Origin of the sequence: Streptomyces sp. NPDC002055, from assembly GCF_040296705.1 — a bacterium.
In the GTDB taxonomy this organism is placed as follows: domain Bacteria; phylum Actinomycetota; class Actinomycetes; order Streptomycetales; family Streptomycetaceae; genus Streptomyces.
On the sequence record NZ_JBEOXS010000007.1, the window covers coordinates 1 to 20,001 of the forward strand.

At 74.0% G+C, this 20,001-nt stretch carries 15 protein-coding genes; 8 read left to right on the forward strand and 7 right to left on the reverse strand.

From position 1 onward, the window contains the following. The first annotated feature begins 301 nt into the window (after positions 1–301). From ABT112_RS05550 to ABT112_RS05575, 6 genes are all read left to right on the forward strand, one after another. Positions 302–997, forward strand: a complete 696-nt coding sequence (locus ABT112_RS05550) for a L,D-transpeptidase family protein (protein ID WP_351506151.1) — start codon at positions 302–304, stop codon at positions 995–997. Between the two features lie 220 nt (positions 998–1,217). Then, entirely contained in the window at positions 1,218–3,278 is a 2,061-nt protein-coding gene (locus ABT112_RS05555; RefSeq protein ID WP_351505880.1) for a DUF8823 domain-containing protein, read from the forward strand. 243 nt (positions 3,279–3,521) lie between these two features. Continuing rightward, positions 3,522–3,926 (forward strand): effector-associated constant component EACC1, encoded by a 405-nt coding sequence (locus ABT112_RS05560; protein ID WP_351505882.1) that lies wholly within the window; start codon positions 3,522–3,524, stop codon positions 3,924–3,926. Positions 3,927–3,929: 3 nt separating this feature from the next. Further along, positions 3,930–6,770: a VWA domain-containing protein gene (locus ABT112_RS05565; protein ID WP_351505884.1), complete on the forward strand. Its 2,841-nt coding sequence runs from the start codon at positions 3,930–3,932 to the stop codon at positions 6,768–6,770. Beyond that, the gene (locus ABT112_RS05570) at positions 6,760–8,271 is read left to right on the forward strand and encodes an extracellular solute-binding protein (protein WP_351505886.1); all 1,512 of its coding nucleotides are present in this window, start codon (positions 6,760–6,762) and stop codon (positions 8,269–8,271) included. The genes ABT112_RS05565 and ABT112_RS05570 overlap by 11 nt, the downstream gene beginning before the upstream one ends. Positions 8,272–8,567: 296 nt before the next feature. Further along, positions 8,568–9,371 carry an adhesin gene (locus ABT112_RS05575; protein WP_351505887.1) on the forward strand — a complete coding sequence of 268 codons (804 nt, stop codon included), beginning with the start codon at positions 8,568–8,570 and terminating at the stop codon, positions 9,369–9,371. Between the two features lie 23 nt (positions 9,372–9,394). On the opposite strand, the gene recQ is transcribed toward ABT112_RS05575, so the two are convergent. Continuing rightward, positions 9,395–11,323: a DNA helicase RecQ gene (gene recQ / locus ABT112_RS05580; RefSeq protein WP_351505889.1), complete on the reverse strand. Its 1,929-nt coding sequence runs from the start codon at positions 11,321–11,323 to the stop codon at positions 9,395–9,397. Positions 11,324–11,475: 152 nt separating this feature from the next. After that, complete coding sequence (locus ABT112_RS05585) at positions 11,476–11,658, reverse strand: hypothetical protein (RefSeq protein ID WP_351505891.1); 183 nt, start codon at positions 11,656–11,658, stop codon at positions 11,476–11,478. A 227-nt stretch (positions 11,659–11,885) separates the two neighbouring features. Here ABT112_RS05585 and ABT112_RS05590 point away from each other — a divergent pair, with 227 nt between their 5' ends. Then, positions 11,886–12,776, forward strand: a complete 891-nt coding sequence (locus tag ABT112_RS05590; RefSeq protein ID WP_351505893.1) for a hypothetical protein — start codon at positions 11,886–11,888, stop codon at positions 12,774–12,776. A gap of 182 nt (positions 12,777–12,958) precedes the next feature. On the opposite strand, the gene ABT112_RS05595 is transcribed toward ABT112_RS05590, so the two are convergent. Genes ABT112_RS05595 through ABT112_RS05615 form a run of 5 tightly spaced genes read right to left on the reverse strand, consistent with a single transcriptional unit; the run spans position 12,959 to position 18,104 of the window. Continuing rightward, the gene (locus tag ABT112_RS05595; RefSeq protein WP_351505895.1) at positions 12,959–13,762 is read right to left on the reverse strand and encodes a DeoR/GlpR family DNA-binding transcription regulator; all 804 of its coding nucleotides are present in this window, start codon (positions 13,760–13,762) and stop codon (positions 12,959–12,961) included. A gap of 32 nt (positions 13,763–13,794) precedes the next feature. Continuing rightward, complete coding sequence (locus ABT112_RS05600; RefSeq protein ID WP_351505896.1) at positions 13,795–14,859, reverse strand: NAD(P)-dependent alcohol dehydrogenase; 1,065 nt, start codon at positions 14,857–14,859, stop codon at positions 13,795–13,797. Further along, positions 14,856–15,713: a carbohydrate ABC transporter permease gene (locus tag ABT112_RS05605; protein WP_351505898.1), complete on the reverse strand. Its 858-nt coding sequence runs from the start codon at positions 15,711–15,713 to the stop codon at positions 14,856–14,858. Before ABT112_RS05605 ends, ABT112_RS05600 begins: the two co-directional genes overlap by 4 nt. Continuing rightward, a complete protein-coding gene (locus ABT112_RS05610) occupies positions 15,710–16,666 on the reverse strand; it encodes a carbohydrate ABC transporter permease (RefSeq protein WP_351505900.1) in 957 nt (318 codons plus the stop codon). The genes ABT112_RS05605 and ABT112_RS05610 overlap by 4 nt, the downstream gene beginning before the upstream one ends. A gap of 1 nt (position 16,667) precedes the next feature. Next, positions 16,668–18,104, reverse strand: coding sequence for an extracellular solute-binding protein (locus ABT112_RS05615; RefSeq protein ID WP_351505901.1), 1,437 nt, complete (start codon positions 18,102–18,104; stop codon positions 16,668–16,670). Between the two features lie 535 nt (positions 18,105–18,639). On the opposite strand from ABT112_RS05615, the gene ABT112_RS05620 reads away from it, so the two are divergent. Next, positions 18,640–19,764: a carbohydrate kinase family protein gene (locus ABT112_RS05620; RefSeq protein ID WP_351505903.1), complete on the forward strand. Its 1,125-nt coding sequence runs from the start codon at positions 18,640–18,642 to the stop codon at positions 19,762–19,764. Positions 19,765–20,001 lie beyond the last annotated feature (237 nt).

Sequence of the window (20,001 nt, forward strand, 5' to 3'; positions counted from 1 at the left end):
ACCCGACGGACGCCGTCGAGGCCGACGAGACCGAGGGGACCGAGTGATGGCGGGAAACGTGGAGCTGCTGGGTTCCGTGCTGGCCCGGGCGAAGGGTTGACGGTCAGCACCGTTATCTCGACACCCTGCTCCGGACCCTTACCAGCAAGGCCTGAGCGCGCAGGGGGTGACGCGTGCGTGGCCGGGTCGCCGGGGCCTTGTGACGTTTCTGCGACACAGTCCACCGCAACCGGCGGGCGCCCTGCGTTGTCCAATTCAGCAGTCAGGACTTCACCCGGGGAGGGTCGACATGAGATCAGCAGTGGGAGCGGTACGGCGCCGTGTGGGGGCGGCGCTCGGCGTGGCGGGCATGGTCGTGCCGCTGGCCGTGGGCCTCGGCAGTGCGCCGGCGCAGGCGGCGGCGTGTTCGACACAGGCCGGTCCGCACCAGAAGCAGGTGGAGAAGTTCCTCGGGCGGCCGGTGGACGGCCGGCAGTCGTCCGCGGACTGCGCCGCGATACGGAGCTTCCAGACGAAGCACGGCATCTACCCCAACATCGGCTACGCCGGGCCCGTGACCTGGGGCGTGATGGACCTGATGAACAAGCAGAAGGCCGCGGGCAGCAACCCGAACGCCGCCGGGAAGTGCCCCACGAACAAGGGCCGCATCGCCTGCGTCGACCTGACCCGGCAGCTCAGCTGGATCCAGGACGGCCGGAAGCTGAAGTACGGCCCGGTGCCGGTGCGCACCGGGCGCAACGGGTACGAGACCCGGACCGGCGCGAAGAAGATCTACCACCGCAACATCAACCACTGGTCGACGCTCTACAACGTGGCCATGCCGTACAGCCAGTTCTTCGACGGCGGCCAGGCGTTCCACTCGATCAGCGGCAGCGTCTGGTCCCCGCCGGGCTCCCACGGCTGCGTGAACATGCGCAAGGGCGAGGCCAAGAAGTACTGGAGCCTGCTGAAGAAGGGCGACGACGTCTTCGTCTACGGCCGGAAGCCCGGGACCTGAGAGCAACCTCCCCGTCCCTGACGGCGTCCCTCGGAGCGTCGGGCGCCCGCTGCCGAGCGCGCACCTGACGCCGTGCCGTCCCCGGCACGGCGGGTACCGCGTGTTAGCGTCACGATCGCCGATCCGTGTGTGGTCCCCGCCCGACCAGCCGGGAGCACCGCGCCCGAGCCGGGTGGCGTGATCGCGGGGGCGGGACGCCGGGAAGACGGGGAGAGTCTCAGTGACGACCGCGCAGCCCTCACGGGCCGAGGACGACGGCTCCGTGAAGGGGCGGATAGCCGTGCCCGGCATGCGCCGGGGGGAGGACGCCGCACCGGGCGCCGACCGGACCGAGGGCGCACACCACGACGCGAGCCCGGCCGCCGGGCCGGCCACGGACGGCCCCCGGACCGAGAACGGAACTCGGACCGAGAACGGCACTCGGACGACCGAGAACGGCCCCCGGACCGAGGGCGCACCGGGCGACCGGGAGCTGCCGCGCGGCCACGACGAGCCGTCGGTCCGGGGCCGCCCCGGACCGGACGGTGCACCGGAGCCCGCCGCGCGGCCGGCCCGAACACCGCGCCCGGCCCCCCGCGGTGCCCTGCTGCGCCGCCTCTTTCCGCGCACCGTCGTCCTCACCCTGCTCGCCGGCACGCTCCTGCACATCGCCTGGCTGCTGCTGTTCGCCAACAGCGGCGGCGACCTCGCCGCCCAGGACGCCTGGGCGGAGTTCGCCGGACGGCACCCCGACTCGGCCTACAACCTGGCCTGGTACGGCGGGATGCACCCGGTCTCGTACAGCGTGATCTCGCCGTACCTGATGCATGTGCTCGGCGTGCGCACCACGATGATGATCGCCGGGACCCTCTCCTGCGGGCTGCTGGCGCTGATCCTCACCCGCTGCGGCGCGGTGAAGCACCCCCTGCCCACCGCCCTCGCCGGTGCGTTCGCCCTGGTGTGCAACGCCATATCGGGCCGGGTGACCTTCGGCCTCGGCCTGATGTTCGCCCTCGGAGCGGTGGCCGTGGTCTTCTCCTGGCCGCGGACCTGGCGCTCCCGTGCGCAGCTGTACACCCGGGCCGGTGCGGCCGCCGTGCTGGCGGCGCTGGCGACCGCGGCCAGTCCGGTGGCGGGGCTCTTCCTCGGGATGGTGGCCGCCGCCCTGTTCCTGGACCGGCGCCGCGCCGCCGCCTACGCGCTCGGCGTGACGCCGACGCTGGTCGTCGGCGTGTCCGCGCTGCTGTTCCCGTTCTCCGGAACCCAGCCGATGACCTTCGGCAGCGTGGTGCTGCCGCTCGCCTTCGCCGTCCTCGGGGTGCTGCTGGTCCCCGCGGGCTGGCGGACGGTGCGGCTGTGTTCGGCCGTGTACACGCTGGGGATACTGCTCAGCTGGATCGTCGACTCGCAGATCGGCAGCAATGTCACCCGCCTCGCGCTGATCTTCGCGGGGGTGGTGTTCCTGGCGGCGATGCCCCGTACCCCGCACCGCTCCCGCCGCTGGATCGCACTCTGCGTCGCCGTCGTGGGCGTGACGGTCTGGCAGACCGTCAAGACCGTCAGCGACGTCGTCAACACCAGGCCGGCCGCGTCCTGGGCGCGGGAGGTCGCACCGCTGATCGACCGGCTGGACCGGTCCGACGCCGACCGCGGCCGGGTCGAGGTGGTCCCCGCCCGCAGCCACCGCGAGGCGTCCGCCCTCGCGCCGTACGTCAACCTGGCCCGCGGCTGGAACCGGCAGGCGGACCGGGAGCGCAATCCGCTCTTCTACGAGGAGGGCACGCTCACCCGGGACAGCTACCGGGCCTGGCTGAAGCGCTGGGCCGTGCGGTACGTGGTGCTGTCGCACGACGAGCCGGACTTCGCGGGACAGGACGAGGCGAAGCTCGTCCGGGCCGGCCTGCCCTATCTGACCGAGGTCTGGTCCGACCGCAACTGGAAGCTCTACCGGGTGGCGGACCCGACGCCGCTGGCCGACCCGCCCGCCGTCGTCCGGCACTCCGACGCCGGAGAGCTGACCGTCACCGTCCGCTCCGCCGGCCCGGTCCTCATCCGGATCCCGTACTCGCCCTGGCTGGGGCTGGTCGACCGGGAGGGCGACCGGGTCGAGTCGCCGGAACCCGACGCGGACGGCCGGGGCTTCGCGAACCTGCACGGCTGCCTCACCGGAGCGGTCCGGCCGGCCCCGGGCGGGGCGCCGGAGGACGAGTGGACCGAGCTCCACGCGCCGCGCGCGGGCACCTACCGGATCGCCTCGCCCTACGAGCTGCCGCGCGGGACGCCCTGCCCGGACGTGGGCTGAGTTCGCCGCCCGCACGGAGGCGGGGGTGAGCGGTCCGCAGGGCGCGCTGCCCGGCCCCTCGCCCCGCCGCGCGCCCCTCCCCGCCCCCGGACGCCCCGTCGCCCGGTCACGCACTCCCGGTTCCGTGGCTTCTGCCTGCGGCACTGGCCATCCGGCCCCGGAACCAACAGACTTGGCGGAGCGTCAGGCAGTGGCAACGGACAGTGTGCGTCCGGTGGGGCGCGGGGGAGACGGGGCGGCGGAGTGGACATCCGGATCAGTGTCGAGGGCAGTGCGGACCCGGGCAGGGAGCTGCAGGGCATCGCCGGCTGGCTGAAGGACGACGAGTCCTTCGCCCAGCACTGGAGATTCAAGTCGGAGTCGGCGCCCGGCCGGGCGGGCGCGCTGGAGGATCTGATGGTCGCGCTGGCGGCGCATGCCGCGGTGTCGAGCCTGGACGAGCCGGTGCGGGCGATGGTCGGCGCCCTGATGGGCTGGCTGCGCAGCCGGGTGCGGCTCAGCCACGGCAACCGGACCGTGGTGACGGTACGGGTGGCCGGCCGCCCGCCGGTGCGGATCACCGAGGACGACCTCACGGCCGACCGGATTCCCGAGATCGTGGCGCGGGTCGGCGCGGAGCTGGAGTCCGGTACGACCGGTGGTGCGTGAGCCGTGACCGCGCACGTCCCCGACCGTAAGGGCTCGCGGGCATTCCTCGTCGGGGTGCCCCACGTGGCGGACGGCGGATTCGATCCGCTGGAGTACGTCCACCGCAACCTGCGGGACCTGGCGTCCGCGCTGGCCGAGACCGAGCTGCCGGACGGGACCCGCGGGATCCTGCCGGAGGACGCGATCACGGTCCTCACCTCGCCCAGCCAGGGGGAGTGGCTGCGGGAGCTCAAGCGGGTCGCGGAGGCCACCACCGATCTGCTCTTCGTCTACTTCGTCGGACACGGCTACCGCGACCCGTTCGACAACCAGCTCTATCTGATGACGCCGGACGCCGACCTCGACGTCAACCTGGTGGGCACCGCGGTGGCCTGGTCGCACGTGCTGAAGACGCTGAACCGGATGCACTTCCGGCACGCGGTCTTCCTCCTCGACTGCTGCAACTCCGGGGTGGCCATCGACGGCCGGGCGGTCGGGCAGAGCGGGCACTACACCCTGGCCTCCTCGCTGCCCACCAGGACCCAGCCGTCGGAGGGCGTGGACGCGGGGGACGGCGCGCCGCGCAGCCGCTTCACCGACGCCGTCATCCGGGCGATGGAGGAGACCGGGCGGGACAGCCGCGCGCTGACGATGCAGGGGCTGTACGACCGGCTGTACCGGGCGACCAAGGACTGGCCGGTGAACTTCGGCGACGGCTGGGGCCCGAAGGGCGGCAGCAGCGGCGTCGGCCCCGACATCGTCATCTCCCGCTTCGTGCCGCACCCGGCGCCGTCCGACGGGCCGTCCCCGCAGCCGCCCGCGCCACCGCCGTGGCCTCCCCGTCCGCCCACGGAGCCCGGCGGCGGGGACGAGCCCGGCCGGCCGCGGCTGCTCCGGTGGCTGGGGGAGAGGCGGCGGGCCGCGGTCGCCGGCTCGCTGGCCCTGCTGCTGACCGTCGGGACGGGGGTGTACCTGGCCTGGCCGGGGCCGGGGCACGGCGCCACGGGCTGCCTGCCGCCCCTGGAACTGCGGCTGATGGCCGGTCCGGAGACCCGCGCCGCGGTGGGGCACGCCGTCGCCGCCTATCTGCGCAGCCCTGCCAACCGGGTGCCGCTCGGCCCGGACGACGGCGCCCGGGGCGACTGCCGCCGGACGAACATCACCGTCTACGAGGCCGGGACGGGCGAGACCGTCGGCGCCTTCGGCGCGACCGGCGTCTGGGCCGGGCGGCGCGGGGACGCGGACACCGGGGCGCCGGCCCCCGCCGCCTCCGGCGGACCCTGCCCCTCCGCCTCCCCGGCACCGCAGATCGCCGGCCAGGACGGGGCAGAGCAGGACGAGGAGGGGCAGGCCGAGGAGGCCGCCCTGTGCGCCGACCCGCTGCAGGACGTCGGCCCGCAGCCGGACCTCGTCGTCTCCGGATCGAGCACCGAACTCGGCCGCATCCAGGGGCAGATCGCCCGGAACCACGGCCCGGCGCAAGTGGTGCCGCTGGGCCCGGCCGGGTACTCCCCGCTGGTCCTCGCGGTACCGGCGGCGCTGGAGAAGAAGCTGACGGAAGCGGGAGTGCACCGGACCGGCAGCAGCTGGGACGACCTGCTGGACGCCATGGCGGAGGTCGCGCCCGGTATGCCGCTGCTCCGCCCCGACCCGGACACCTCCGGCACCGGGCTCCAGCACACCGTCGGCCTGTACGAGGCGCGCGACGGGCGGCTCACGGGCGGCGCGGACCGCGATGCCGAGGGCGTGGAGCGGCGGCTGCGGCAGCGGACGGCCCCAGCGTCGGACGCCGACAGCCTGCTGTGCGACCTCGACGATCCAAAGCCCGGCGAACCCCGGCTGGGCAAGGCCGCCGCCCTGGTCTCGGAGAAGGCGGTCGCCGACTTCAACCTCGGCAGCCGCCCGGGTTCGGCGTGCGACAACAGCCGGCCCGCCGACGAGCAGTCCCGGCTGGTCGCCTATTACCCGGCGGGGGTGCCCGCCCTCGACCTGCCGGTGGCCGAGGTCCGCTGGAAGGGCGCCCGGGACGCGGCGCGGCGCACGGCGGCCGTCCGGAACTTCCGCACCTGGCTCACGGGCACGGGCAGCGGCCGGTTCCTGCGCGGACTGGTCCGCGGCACCCGGGCCGACGGCCGCCCCGCCCCGCCGCGCGGCGACGCCTGGCAGGACCCGGAGATCAGCGGGGTGCTGGCCGATGTGCCGGTGGTGACCGGCACCGCTGACGGGGGCACCGCGGACACCGTCGTCGAGGAGTACACCCAGACCCGCGAACCGGGCCAGGTCCTCTTCCTCGTCGACGTCTCGTGGTCGATGGCCGAGGGCGACAAGCTGGCGATGGCCGACGCCGCGCTGCGCAGCTCCCTGCAACGCCTGGGCCCGAGGGACAGCTACGGGATCCGGACCTATCCGGAGTCGGCGCGGCATCCGGACCGGGCCCGTACCGAGGTCCCGCGCGGCACCCAGGGGGACTCCCGGGCCGAGGCCCTGGCCTGGCTGGCCTCGTCGCCGAGGAAGCGGCTGGTCACCAAGGGGGCGGCGGTCCACGAGGTGCTGGAGCGGGCGCTGCGCGACACCCGCGGGGACCGGCGGCCGCTGATCGTGCTCATCACCGACGGGGACGACCGGCCGCTGGGCGACAGCGGCGGGGCGGCGGCCCAGGCCCTGGGCCGGGAGCAGGGGCGCGACGGCAGCACGGGCGTGCTGGTGCTGTCGGTCCGGCTGGACGGCTGCACCGCCGGGATCCGCCGGTTCGAGAACCCGGCCTCGGCGGGCTGTTACGCGGGCCGGCCGGAGAAGGCCGCCGAGGCCCTGGCCGAGCAGGTGGCCAACCAGGTGCAGGGAGGGGCCAGCGACGATGGGCCGTAGCCGTAGCCGTAGCCGTGATGCCGCGCTGGCGCTGGCGGGGGCGGTGCTGCTGACGCTGTGCGCCGGATGCGACGGCGGGGACCGTGCGGCACCGGACCCGAAGCCGTCGCCGGGGGAGGAGCGGGTGCTGCGGGTGGCGACCGCCTCCGACGTCTCGCAGGGCCCGGTGCGGCAGCGGCTGATCGAGGCCTGGGACCGGTCCCAGCCGGATGTCCGGGTGGAGATCGTCCGGCTGCCGGCCGCCGCGGACGACGCCCGCAGCCAGCTGGTGGCCGCCCTGCAGTCCGGCGGCGCCGACTACGACGTGGTCAACCTGGATGTGCCGTGGACCGCCGAGTTCGCCGCGGGCGGCCTGATCCGCCCGCTCGACGGCGACCCGCTGCACGGCATGTGGGGCCGGGTGGCGGACACCGTCCGCTTCCGGAAGCGGATCTGGGCGGTGCCGTTCAACACCGATGCCGCGCTGCTCTATTACCGCAAGGACATCTGGAAGGACGCGGCCTGGCGGCCGCCCACCACGTGGAGGGAACTGGACACCGCCGCGCGCAACGCCAAGGACCACCGGCAGGTGAGGCAGACCTTTCCGTACGGCTACGCCACCCAGCTCGACTCCTACGAGGGCCTGACCGTGAACGCCCAGGAGGCCGTCTGGTCCACCGGTGGCGAACTCGTCGACAAGAAGGGCGAGGTGGTGGCGGCCAGCCTGGACACCCAGGCGGGGCTGACCGATCTCTTCCGGCGGTTCCACGGCCTGATGCCGCCGGAGGCCGGCACCGCCGACGAGCGCGACAGCCTGGAGATGTTCCGCGACGAGAAGGTCCCCTTCATGCGGAACTGGCCGTACGTGTACAACGTGCTGGCGGCGAAGGGGTCGAAGGTCGCGGGCAAGTTCGGTGTCGTACCGCTGCCGGGCCGGGAAGCCAACGGGGCGTCGGTGCTCGGCGGCCAGAACCTCGCCGTCACCCGGGACAGCGCCCACCCGGAGGACGCCCGGCGGCTGCTGGACTTCCTGGTGCGGCCGGCGCAGCAGCGCTGCCTGTTGGAGGCCGGTTTCGCTCCGGTGCTGAAGGCGACCTACGAGGCGGCCGGTCCGCGCTGTTCGCTGTCCGGGGGCGGCGGGGCGAGCGGCGGCGAGGCGACGTCCGGTGAGGAGGCGGCTTCCGGGGAGGAGGTCACGTCCGGTGAGGAGGGGACGGCCTCCGGTGCGGACGGGGGCGCCGGGAGCGGTGGCGACCGGACCGGCGGCGCCGACGGGGAGCAGGCGAGCGCGGCCCCGGAGGCCGGCGGCGAGGAGGCCGGGAGCCGGGAACTCCCGCCCTGGACCGAGGCGTTGCGCAACGCGCTCGGCCGGGCCCGGCCGCGGCCGGTGACCCCGTACTACGCGGCCTTCACCGAGCTGGTGCAGACCCTCGTGCACGGCCGGCTGGACAACGGCGGGGACGAGGAGAAGCTGGCCGAAGACCTGGACAAAGGCCTGAGGACCGTGATGGAAGGGGGCTGACCGGACGATCGGAATCCGATGCGCCGCACCCCTATCTCTGGGCACATGCCTCATGCATAGTGGGTCCGCATTAACTGACCAGTAACATCCCGGGGACCTGAACGATGGCGTGTGAGCAATGCGGCGGACATGAGGACACGTTGTCGGGAAAGCCCTGTGCGTGCCGCTATGTGCGGCCGCGGCGCCATGTGGCGGGCGGGCGGCGGAATCCGGACCCCTGGATCGTCCGCGAGACACTCCGCGGGCGGTGGACAACGCTGTCAGCGGGGCGCCGGGCGGGCCTCGGCGCGGGGGCCGTGCTCACGTTCGCCGGGGTCGTCGGGCTGACCGCGCTGGTGGTGTCCTCGACGCTCGTCGCCGGTCCCGCCGAACCGCGCACCGTCTCGGCCGCCGATCCGGAGCTGCGCGAACCGCCGAAGCCGACGCTGATCCTGCCGTCCTCCGGCCCCTCGGACGAGTCGCCGGGTGAGTCGGGGGACGAACCGGGGGACGAGGAGCCGCCGGCCGCGGAGGAGTCCGGCCCCTCGGCGACGGACGCCGGCCAGGAGTCACCGGGGGAGCCGGGGGAGAAGGACCCGGTCACCTACTCCGCCTGGGCCGGCCACGGCTGCACCGCGCCCGAGGGCGGCGGCTACGCCGAGTACGGCCGGCACGTCGACGGCATCGAGGGCTGGTACACCGTCAGCTCGGGTGGCTACGAGGGCGGTGCGTGCGACGGCTCGTTCTCCGCGGTTCCCATGTCGGGCAGTTCGACCGAGGACAGCGGCAACCGGGCCCTGTGGTGGTGGACGGTGGGCGAGGACTCCGACGCCTGCGCGATCGAGGTGTACATCCCCACCAGTGCCGACGGCCGCGATGTGGCGGGCGACCCCACGCTGTACAACGTGCTCGCCGACGCCAACGAAGCGGACTCCGCGTACGACAGCTTCCTGATCGACCAGACCCTCAACCGCGGACACCACGTCGACGCCGGCACCTACGAGGTGAAGGACGGCCGGCTGGGCGTCGAACTGGTCGACCGCGGCCAGGACTGGAACGACTACGGCAGCACCTACGCCCACCACGCGGCCGCCCAGATGAAGGTCACCTGCCGGGAGTAGTCAGGGGCGCCCGGTGCCGGGGCTCACTCCTCCCCGGCCGGTGCGCCGTCCGGTGCCCCGGGCAGGGTGTCCGGGGCCGGTCCGGAGCCCACCGGGGCCTCGCCCCCGTCGCCGGCCAGGGTGTCGAGGACCGACTGCCCGTACTTGGCCAGCTTGTTGTCGCCGACGCCGCTGATCCCCCCGAGCTCCGCGAGCGTCGTGGGCAGCGCGGTCGCGATCTCGCGCAGCGTGGCGTCGTGGAAGATCACATACGCCGGGACGCCCTGCTCCTTCGCGGTCGCCGCCCGCCAGGCGCGCAGCAGCTCGAAGACCGGCACGGCCTCCTCGGGCAGATCGACCGGCGCGGCCCGCCGGGAGGAGGACGTGCCGGACCTGGCCGCCCGCGGGGCCCGTTCCGGGTCGCGCCGCATCGGCACCTCCCGCCGGCCGCCCAGCACCTCGGCGCTGGCCTCGGTGAGCACCAGGGTGTTGTACTCGCCCTCCACCGTGAGCAGCCCCTGGGCCAGCAACTGGCGCACCACCGCGCGCCATTCCGCGGTGCCGAGGTCGGCGCCGATGCCGAAGGTCTTCAGCGAGTCGTGGTCGTGCTGGATGACCTTGGCGGTCTTCTTGCCCAGCAGGATGTCGATGATCTGGCCCGAGCCGAACTTCTGGCCCCGCCGCTCGCGGTCCAGCCGGACCACCGTGGACAGCAGCTTCTGCGCCGGGACCGTGCCGTCCCAGGTCGTCGGCGGGGTCAGACAGGTGTCGCAGTTGCCGCAGGCCTCGCTCTTCTCGCCGAAGTAGTCGAGCAGCCGGATCCGGCGGCACTCGACGGTCTCGCAGAGCGCCAGCATGGCGTCCAGGTGGTCCGCGAGCCGGCGGCGGTGGGCCGCGTCGCCCTCGGAGGTGTCGATCATCCTCCGCTGCTGCACCACGTCCTGCAGGCCGTACGCCAGCCAGGCCGTCGACGGCAGGCCGTCCCGCCCGGCCCGGCCCGTCTCCTGGTAGTAGCCCTCGACGGACTTGGGCAGGTCGAGGTGGGCGACGAACCGCACGTCCGGCTTGTCGATGCCCATGCCGAACGCGATGGTCGCGACCACGACCACGCCGTCCTCGCGGAGGAAGCGCGCCTGGTTCTCGGCGCGGGTCCGCGCGTCCAGCCCGGCGTGGTACGGCAGGGCCTCGATGCCGTTCTTCACCAGGAACTCGGCGGTCTTCTCCACGGAGGACCGGGACAGGCAGTAGACGATGCCGGCGTCGCCCGGGTGCTCGGTGCGCAGCAGGGCCAGCAGCTGCCGCTTCGGCTCGTCCTTGGGCACGATGCGGTACTGGATGTTGGGCCGGTCGAAGCTCGCCACGAAGTGCCGGGCGTCCTGGAGGCCGAGCCGGGAGGTGATCTCCGCGTGGGTGGCCTCGGTGGCGGTCGCCGTCAGCGCGATCCGGGGCACCGTGGGCCAGCGCTCGTGCAGCGCGGACAGGGCCAGGTAGTCGGGCCGGAAGTCGTGCCCCCACTGCGCCACGCAGTGCGCCTCGTCGATCGCGAACAGCGAGATCCGGCCGCGCTCGAGCAGCCGCAGGGTGGACTCCACCCGCAGCCGCTCCGGCGCGAGATAGAGCAGGTCCAGCTCGCCGGCGAGGAACTCGGCCTCGACCAGCCGCCGTTCCTCCAGGTCCTGCGTGGAGTTGAGGAACCCCGCCCGCACGCCGAGCGCCCGCAGCGCGTCGACCTGGTCCTGCATGAGCGCGATCAGCGGGGAGATCACCACGCCCACGCCGTCCCGGACGAGGGCGGGGATCTGGTAGCAGAGCGACTTGCCGCCGCCGGTCGGCATGAGCACGAGGGCGTCGCCGCCGGCGGCGACATGCTCGATGATCTCCTGCTGCCCTCCCCGGAACGAGTCGTAGCCGAAGACGCGCTGCAGTACCTGGGTCGCGTCGCTCATCTCGGGACGGTGCTCGGGGCTGGTCATCGGTTCAGTCTAGGAGGGTGGCGAGGGCGGTCCGGCGCCCTGTGGACAACGGGCCCGGAGGACCGGTACGGCGGGGGCAGCGCCCGGTACGGCGCAGGCCGCGGGCCCGGTGGCAGGCCCCGGAGCGGCGCCCGGGGCCCGGCGGGCGGCCGTCAGGCGGCCCGCTCGATCTCGCGCCGCACCGCGGCGTTCCACTCGGCGCGCAGCCGCTCGTACCGCTCGCGCTCCTCGGGCCACAGCGGACGGCCCGAGCGCTGAGCGAGGAACGCGCGGATCGCGGCGTTCGCCTCGGCGGCAGAAGGCAGCACGGAACCAGGGCTCGGTGAGTCGGACATGTATCCAGAGTAGGGGCACGGTCGGACAATCGTGCGCATCGTGCACTGTGATATGCGCCCTGTGGCCGCCGGTCGGGCCCCCGTGCGGGCCCTCGCGCGCCGCCGGGCCGCTCGCCCGAACGGGCGGTGTCGGGTCCGCTCCGGGTTGCCGCCGCGCACCGGCGGTGACGACTACAAGGACCCCCGCTTCTCGCCTCCGGTTGATCCTGCACCGATGGGACCCGTCCATGACCACGTTCCACGCGGCCGTCGTCCACGCGGACCGGACCGTCACCTACTGCGGCACCGTCGACGGGGACCACGTCGACGCGGTCCGTGCCCACGCCGAGCTCGCCGGCGCCCCGCGGCACGTCCGGGACCACCCCGAGCAGCCCGGCGTGATGTTCGTGCTGCGCGACGACGGCAACCTCGACTGGTACGTCCCGGTCGATCCGCCCGCCGCCTCCGGGGGAGCCGGGGCGGGGCGGCAGGCCGGAGCCGAGCGGACGACCCACCGGGAGCGCACGGATGCGGAAGAGGGCGCGTACCCGGCGCCCCGCGCGGCCACCGGGCCCGACTACGTGGAGGGCGCGGTCCGGTTCGGCGGCCAGGCCATCGGCGGCGCCATGGACCACCCGGAGAACCCGCCCCGCGCGGTCTGGCACACCACCGAGTCGCCGGCCGGGGCCAACTTCTTCACCTCGATGGCCAACTTCCTGATCAGCGTGGCCTCCGAGCCGCAGGTCATCTACGACCCGGTGACGGACAAGATCGGCCAGTTCGGCCCGATGAGCCTGAGCGCGCGGGCGCTGCGGAACGACGGCACGCGCCGCACCAACCGCGAAGGGCTGGTGTGCGTCCAGGTCGAGGTGCTCGGCCACGCCGCGGAGCCCTTCACCGACAACTTCGACCCGGCCTCGAAGCCGAACTTCCGGAAGCTGCTCGCCGCGATGCGGGCGCACGGCATCCCCGACAACTGGCCCGCCGGTGAGCCGGTGCCCACCGAGACCTCCCCGATGCCCCGCCCGCGCGCCGTCTGGCAGGGGCAGGGCGGGCACTTCGGCCACTGCCACGTCCCCGGGAACACGCACTGGGACCCGGGGGCCATCAGCACCGGCATCGTCCCGGGGACGCCCTGACCTGCCCGCTTCTCGTGGGCACACGGGTGCGGGCCGGACGAGTCCCTGCGGACGCTGTTGGCCAACAGCGTCAGTCCCTGCGGGCCGGGCCCCTTCTTTCCGTTCCTGGTGGAGCGGAAGGCGCCCGGCGGTCCGTGCGCCGTACGGTCCGCCTGTGACGCCGCGCCGTTACCGGGCCGGGGTCAGCCCGCGTCCGTCGGCTCCACGGTCTCCACCGGGACGCCGAACTCCCGGAGCGCCGCGACCTCCTGGTCCGGCGTGCCGGTGTCGGTGATGACCGCCCGGTACGCGGCGGCCGTGCCGTACTCGTGGGTCGCCGTCTTGCCGAACTTCGAGTGGTCGACGAGGAGCAGCGCCCCGTCCGCGGAGGCCAGCATCGCCTCCTTGACCTCGACGTACTCCCGCAGCGGATGGAAGAGCCGGCCCTCCAGCACAGCCGTGGCCGACATCAGGGCCACGTCGGCGCGGATGCGGGAGAGGGCGCGGGTGACGTCCGGCCCGGTGCAGGAGTTGAACTCGCCGTTGTAGCGGCCGCCGAGCAGGGTGACGTCGACGCCGGGCGCGGACCCCACCCGCTGGGCCACACCGACCGAGTTGGTGATCACCGTGAGCCGGTCGAGCCGGGCCAGGGTGTCGGCCAGCGGATAGAGCGTGGTGGAGTCGTCCATCAGCACCGTGCTGCCCGGCGCGATGCGGCCGGCCGCGGCGGCGCACAGCGCGTTCTTGGCGGCCAGACCCGCGCCCTCGCGGAACCGGGTGGCGGTCTCCATGGTGAGCGCGGGGAACGCGACGGCCCGGCCGCGCTCCTTGCGCAGCAGATCCCGTCCGGCGAGGTCGTCGAGGTCGCGGTGCATCGTCATCAGGCTGACGTCGAAGCGGGCGGCGAGATCGTCGATGCGGGCCTCGCCCTCGTCGACGACACGGCGCAGGACGGCCTGCCGCCGCTCTTCGACGGCGGCCTGCGACAGCCGTGCCTTGGCAGGCAACGGGCCCCTCCCTTCCTCGTGATCCCCGGCCGTCAGCTGCGCTGCGGACACACCAGGGCCTTGATCGCGGTGCGGTCGCGGACACCGGCGGTGAGCGCCCGCTCGGCTTCCTCCAGGCCGTACCGGTGGGTCGCCAGCCGGTCGAGCCGCACCTCGCCGGAGGCGGCCAGCGCGATCGCCGTCGGCCAGGTGTTGGCGTACCGGAAGGTGCCCGTGACCTCGATCTCGAAGTTTTGCACATGCGCCAGCGGCAGCGGGATCGCGTCACCGCCCATGCCGACCAGCACCGCCCGCCCGGCCCGGCCGACGGTGCGGATGCCCTCGTCGGCGACGGCGGGCACCCCGGAGCACTCCAGCAGCACGTCCGGCTCGAAGCCGGTGTCGGCGAGCCGGGTCCCCCGGACGTCCACGGTGCCGGTGGCCCCCAACTCCCGGGCCAGGTCCAGCCGGTGCGGTGCGATGTCGGTGACCACCACCTCGGTGGCGCCGAAGGCGCGCGCCGTCTGGGCCGCCACCAGTCCGATCGGCCCGGCACCGGTGACCAGCACCCGCGATCCGGCGGTGACCCGGCCCTTGCGGCAGGCCCACACCCCGACGGACAGCGGCTCCAGCAGCGCGGCCGCGTCGGCGCCGAGCCCGGCCGGGACGGGGTGGGCGAAGTCCTCGTCGACGGCGACGTACTCGCACAGCGCCCCGTCGACCGGCGGCGTCGCGTAGAAGGACACCTCAGGGCAGAGGTTGTAGCGGCCGTGCCGGCACTGCCGGCAGCCCCCGCACGGCACGCCGGGCTCGATCGACACCAGCTGTCCGGGCCGGTGGCGGGTGGCGCCCGGGCCGAGGGCGACCACCGTCCCGCTCGGTTCGTGGCCCAGCACCAGCGGGGCGCGGACCACGAAGTCCCCGATCCGGCCCTGCTCGTAGTAGTGCACGTCGGAGCCGCAGATGCCGACCGCCTCCACCCGCACCAGGACCTGGCCGGGCCCCGGGTGCGGCACCGGGCGCTCCTCCACCACCAGCTCGCGCGGCGACCGGAGGACCGCGGCGCGCATGCCGTCGGGGAGGTCCGGGGGCAGGGCGTTCCTCGGTTCGGTGCTCATTCTCCGGTCACAGCTCCCATGGTCAGGCCGGTGACGAGCCACCGGCGTACGGCGAGGCCGACGAGCATCATCGGGACCACCACGACGGTTCCGATGGCGGTCAGCTGCCCCCAGTCGATGCCGGTCTGGGTGACCAGCTGTCCGGCGGCGAGGGGCAGCGTCTGGGTGTGCGGTCCGCTGAGCACCAGCGCGAAGGCGTAGTCGTTCCAGGAGAAGACCAGGCACAGCACGAACGTGGTGACCAGCCCGGGCCGGGTCAGCGGCAGGATCACATGCCGGAACGCCTGCCACGGGGTACAGCCCGCGACCTGCGCGGACTCCTCCAGCGCGGGCGGGACCTGGGCGAAGAACGCGTGCAACAGCCAGATGGCGAAGGGCAGATCGAAGCTCAGATACGCCAGCACCAGGCCGGGCAGGGTGTCGATCAGCCCGGCGTACCGGAAGATCAGGAAGAGCGGCAGCACCACGACCGCGGCCGGCGCCATCCGGGTCGAGATGATCCAGAACGACAGATGGTGCTTGCCGCGCATCCGGGTGCGGGACAGCCCGTAGCCGCCGAGCGCCCCGAGGGCGGTGGCCAGCAGTGCGGACGTACCGGCCGCGACCAGGCTGTTGTTCAGGTACGGCCAGAGGTTGTTGGCGCCGGTGAACAGCTGCCGGTAGTTGTCCAGGGTCGGGGCGAACCACACGTCCGGGGTGGCGGAGGTGACGGCGGCCGTCGGCTTGACCGAGGACAGGAACATCCAGCCCAGCGGGACCAGCGTCCACACCAGGGCGACGGCGACGACGATCCGGACGGTGGTGCGCGAGGTGCGGGTGCCGCGCTCCAGCGGTCCCGCGGCGGAGGCGGTCATGCCGGCCCCTTCCGGTCGAGGAGACGGACGAACCAGCGGGCGGCCACGGTGGTCACGGCCAGCATCAGCAGGCCCGCCACGGCCGCGTAGCCGAAGTCGAAGAAGCGGAACGCGGTCTGGTAGAGCTGCACGGACGCGGTCCGGGTGGCGTCGGCGGGCCCGCCGCCGGTGGTGTTCCAGATGATGTCGAAGTAGCGCAGCGCGTCCATGGACCGGATGAGCAGCGCGACCAGCAGGACCGGGGCGATGGCGGGCAGCACGATGTGGCGCAGCGTGCGCAGCAGGCCCGCGCCGTCGAGCGCCGCCGCCTCCAGCACCGCGGCGGGCACCGAGGTGAGCCCGGCCAGGGCGATCATCGCCACCAGCGGGGTCCACTCCCAGATGTCCAGCAGGGTCACGGCGGCGAACGCGGTGCCCCGGCCGGCCATCACATCGCCCTGGTGGCCGACGAGCCGCAGCAGCCAGGTGGCCAGCCCGAACGTGGAGTCGGTCAGGAATCGGCCGAGCAGTCCGACGATGACCGGAGCCACGAACATCGGGAGCAGCAGCAGGCCCAGCAGCGCGTTCCGGCCGCGTCGCAGCCGCCAGAGGCAGATGGCGAGCGCGGTGCCGAGCACCATCTCGCCGCCCACGGTGAGCGTGAAGTACGCGATGGCGCGGCCCCACGCCCAGGCGGTGTCCGGATCGGTGAACAGCCGCGCCCAGTTGGCCGCGCCGACCCCCTCCAGCCGCAGCCCGCCGAGGATGTGCACCCGGGAGAAGCTCATCGCCACCACGGCCACGAACGGCAGGATCGATACGGCGGCGAGCACCAGCAGTCCGGGTGCCATCATCCGTCCGGCGAAGCCGGGGAGCGGCAGGCGACGTGTACCGGCGGGACGGGCTCCGGTGGGGCGGCTTCCGGTCGGACGGGTTCCGCCGGTGCGGGCGGGGGAGTTCAGGGAGAGACCCATGTCAGCCCACCCACCCTCGGGAGACGATCCGGTCGATCCGGTCGGCGGCCGACCGCATCGCCGCGGCCGGTGAGGCGTCACCGGCGAGCATCCGGGAGACCTCGGTGTAGAGGGCGGTGTCGCACTCGCCCCACATGGGGATCTTGGGGCGCAGCCCGATGTTCTCCGGCCGCCAGGTGGTGCGCACCGCCCGGGAGGAGAGCATGTTGGGCATCGCGGAGGGCCGGTGCTCGGCGGCGGCGACCCGCGGGTGGCCGTAGACCGAGGTACGGGTCGGTGTGCCGCCGCCGGCCGCGCTGGCCAGGCCCGCCCGCTGGGTGCGGGGCGCCGTGGCCCAGGCGAGGAACAGCCAGGCCGCCCGGCGCCGTTCCGCCGGGACGATGTTCGAGACCGCGATCCCGGTGCCGCCGTACATCCCGGCGGAGCGGGCCGGTCCCTTCGGCAGTCGCGCGTAGCCGACCTTGCCGGGCATGGCGGCCTCGTTGGCGGCCGCGTACTCGTGCCAGTTGGGGCACATCGCGAAGCGGCCCGCCCGGAATCCGGCCCCGACGCCGTCCCAGTCCCAGGTGCGGGACGCGGGGTCGGCGATCCGCAGCAGCCGCTCGTAGAACTCGGCGCCGGCGACGGCCGCGTCCGACCGCAGCCGGCAGGGCCCGGGGTCGGTGGTGCCGAGCCGGCCCACCCGCTCCCCGTCGTCGAAGTAGTCACCGCCCCAGGACCAGAGGAGGTTGGAGAAGTCGCACATCAGGGCGTCGTGCTGCTTGGCCTGGTGCCCGGTGCCGTACCGCACGTCGTCGGTGCGGTCGTTGAACCACTCGGCGATCGCGTAGTACTGCTCCCACGTCGTGTCGTCCGACGGCATGGGGTCGAACCCGAGGTCGTCCGCCATCCGGTGGCGGTGCTCGGCGAACAGGTCGGCCCGGTACTGCCAGACCATCGTCGGGCAGTCGTACGGCAGCGCGAGCACCTTCCCGGGGTCCTCGAAGCGCCCGGCGGCCTCCAGATGGCTGGGGACGAAGTCCTCGAAGCCCCCGGTGAGCCGCGGGAGCGCCGGATCGTCCTGGAACTCCCGCAGGTCGGCGAAGGCGGGCGCGTACGGGGCCAGCACCAGGTACGGGTCCGCGTACACCACGTCGTACTCGCCGTTGCCGGAGGCGAAGTCCAGCGCGACCTTCTGGGCGAGCGCGGACAGCTCCAGCGTGACGATGTTGACGCGGATCCCGGTGAGCTCGGTGAACGGCCGCAGCCCGGCCACGATCGCCGCGGTGGGGGCGGTGTTCTCGGAGACGAAGTTCAGGGTGGTGCCGGCGTACCGCCGCCAGGATCCGGCGTCGGCGTGGACGACCGCGTCCCGCCGGCCGCCGCAGGCGGACAGCAGCCCGGCCGCCCCGGCAGCGGCGCCGCCGCGGAGCAGGGCGCGGCGGCTGGGCGACGCCACGGGAGGGCGGGATGGAGGGGAGGGAGGGGGAGAGAGCATGGGGTGCGTCCCGGGGGAGTCGGCGGGGCGAACTCTGACGGGCCACATTGTTAGCAGAAAACCTCGCCACTGTTAACACATCTTGCGAGAAGTTTTGGGTGGACCTATCGTTCCGTGGCAACGGTGCCGTTGTGTGCAGGCAGTCCCCTCCGCTCCGTGCGGGCCGTCCCTCCGCCCGGGCGCCCCTGGGCCGGGCTCCGTCCGTCTCCCCGACGGTGCCCGGGGCCGGGAGGCTGGTCGGGGTGCTCGTCGGACGTGCTCGTCGGATGTGCTCGTCGGATGTGCTCGTCGGGGTGGCGGGGTTCCCAGGGACGGGGGCATCCGCCAGGGTGCGATGGGGTGGCCGGAGTGCTTCCCTGCCGGGGGCGCCGCACCGGCCGTCCGGGGACCGTGCTCCACCGGCCATGGGGCTCGGCGCCCGGCCACTGCTCAGGCACACAACAGTCATAGGGCGCCACTCGTAGCCGCCCACTCCCTCCCCAGCCACGGAGACCAGATGATCACTGTCATCGGCGAGAGCCTCGTCGACCGGGTGTACGCCGCCGCCCCGCTGCCGGAGCCGCTCTCTTCGGCGGTCGCGGCCGGGGGCGGGGCCGGTGGCGCGGCCGGTGGCCGGTCCGCAGCCGGTGACCCGGTGGCCGAGGGCGGTCCGACCGCTGTCGACGACCTCGCCGCCGGGGCGCGGGCGGCCGCCGTGGACCGCCCCGTCGCCGGGGCCCGGGGATCCGCCGTGGACCACCCCGGAGGCTCCCCGGCCAACGTCGCCGTCGGCCTCGCCCGCCTCGGCGCGCCCGTCACCCTGATCACCCAGCTGGGCGAGGACGCGAACGGCCGGCTGCTCCGCGACCACCTGGCGGCCTCCGCGGTCCCGGTGACGGTCGCGCCGGGGCCGGCCACCGCCACCAGCACGGCCACCGCCTTCCTCGACGCACAGGGCGCGGCGCGCTACGACTTCCGCGTCACCTGGGATCTCCCCGCCCCGCCGGACCTCCCCACCGGCACCCGCTGTCTGCATACCGGTTCGCTCGCCACGGCCCTCGACCCCGGGGCCGAGGCGATCGAGGAACTCCTCACCCGCACCCGCGCCGAGGCCCGCGGCATCACCATCAGCCTCGACCCCAACGTCCGCCCGGCACTGCTGCCCGCCCGCGACACGGCCCGCGCGCGCATCGAACGCCAGGTGGCGCTCGCCGACATCGTGAAGGTCAGCGAGGAGGACGTGGCCTGGCTGTACCCGGAACAGGACGTCACCGCCGTCGCCCGCCGCTGGCAGCGCACCGGCCCGGCGCTGGTCGTGGTCACCCTGGGCGGCGCGGGCAGCCTGGCCGTCACGGCGACCCACACGGTCCGCCGCCCGGCCCCGTCGATCACGGTCGCGGACACCGTGGGGGCGGGGGACGCCTTCACAGCCGGCATGCTGCACTGGCTCGACGGGGCGGAGCTCCTGGGCGGGACGAGCGACGACGCGCCGGCCTCCCTGCGCACCCTGGGCCCGGACGAGCTGGCGGCCCTCCTGGACCTGGCCGCCACCACGGCCGCCCTCACCTGCACCCGCCCGGGCGCGAACCCGCCGACGCGGGGGGAGCTGGAGGACTTCCGGCAGATGCACGCGAGGTGGTGAGCGGCGACTCGCCCGGGCCGCGCGAGGGCCGCACCCGGCAGTCGGCACGCCTGCCGAAGGGCTGCGGCGAGCCCTCCGGTGAGCGCGGGGCATATGCGCAACTCGCCTTATTCCATAGGCAGTTGGGTCATGATCTGTACGCTGTGGAACGACATTGTCAGCCGAGCGGCGGATTTCGCGAGCGGGCGCAGGGGCCTCGCAGCGCAACGCAGTGTGCGACGGGGTCGGCGGGAGTGT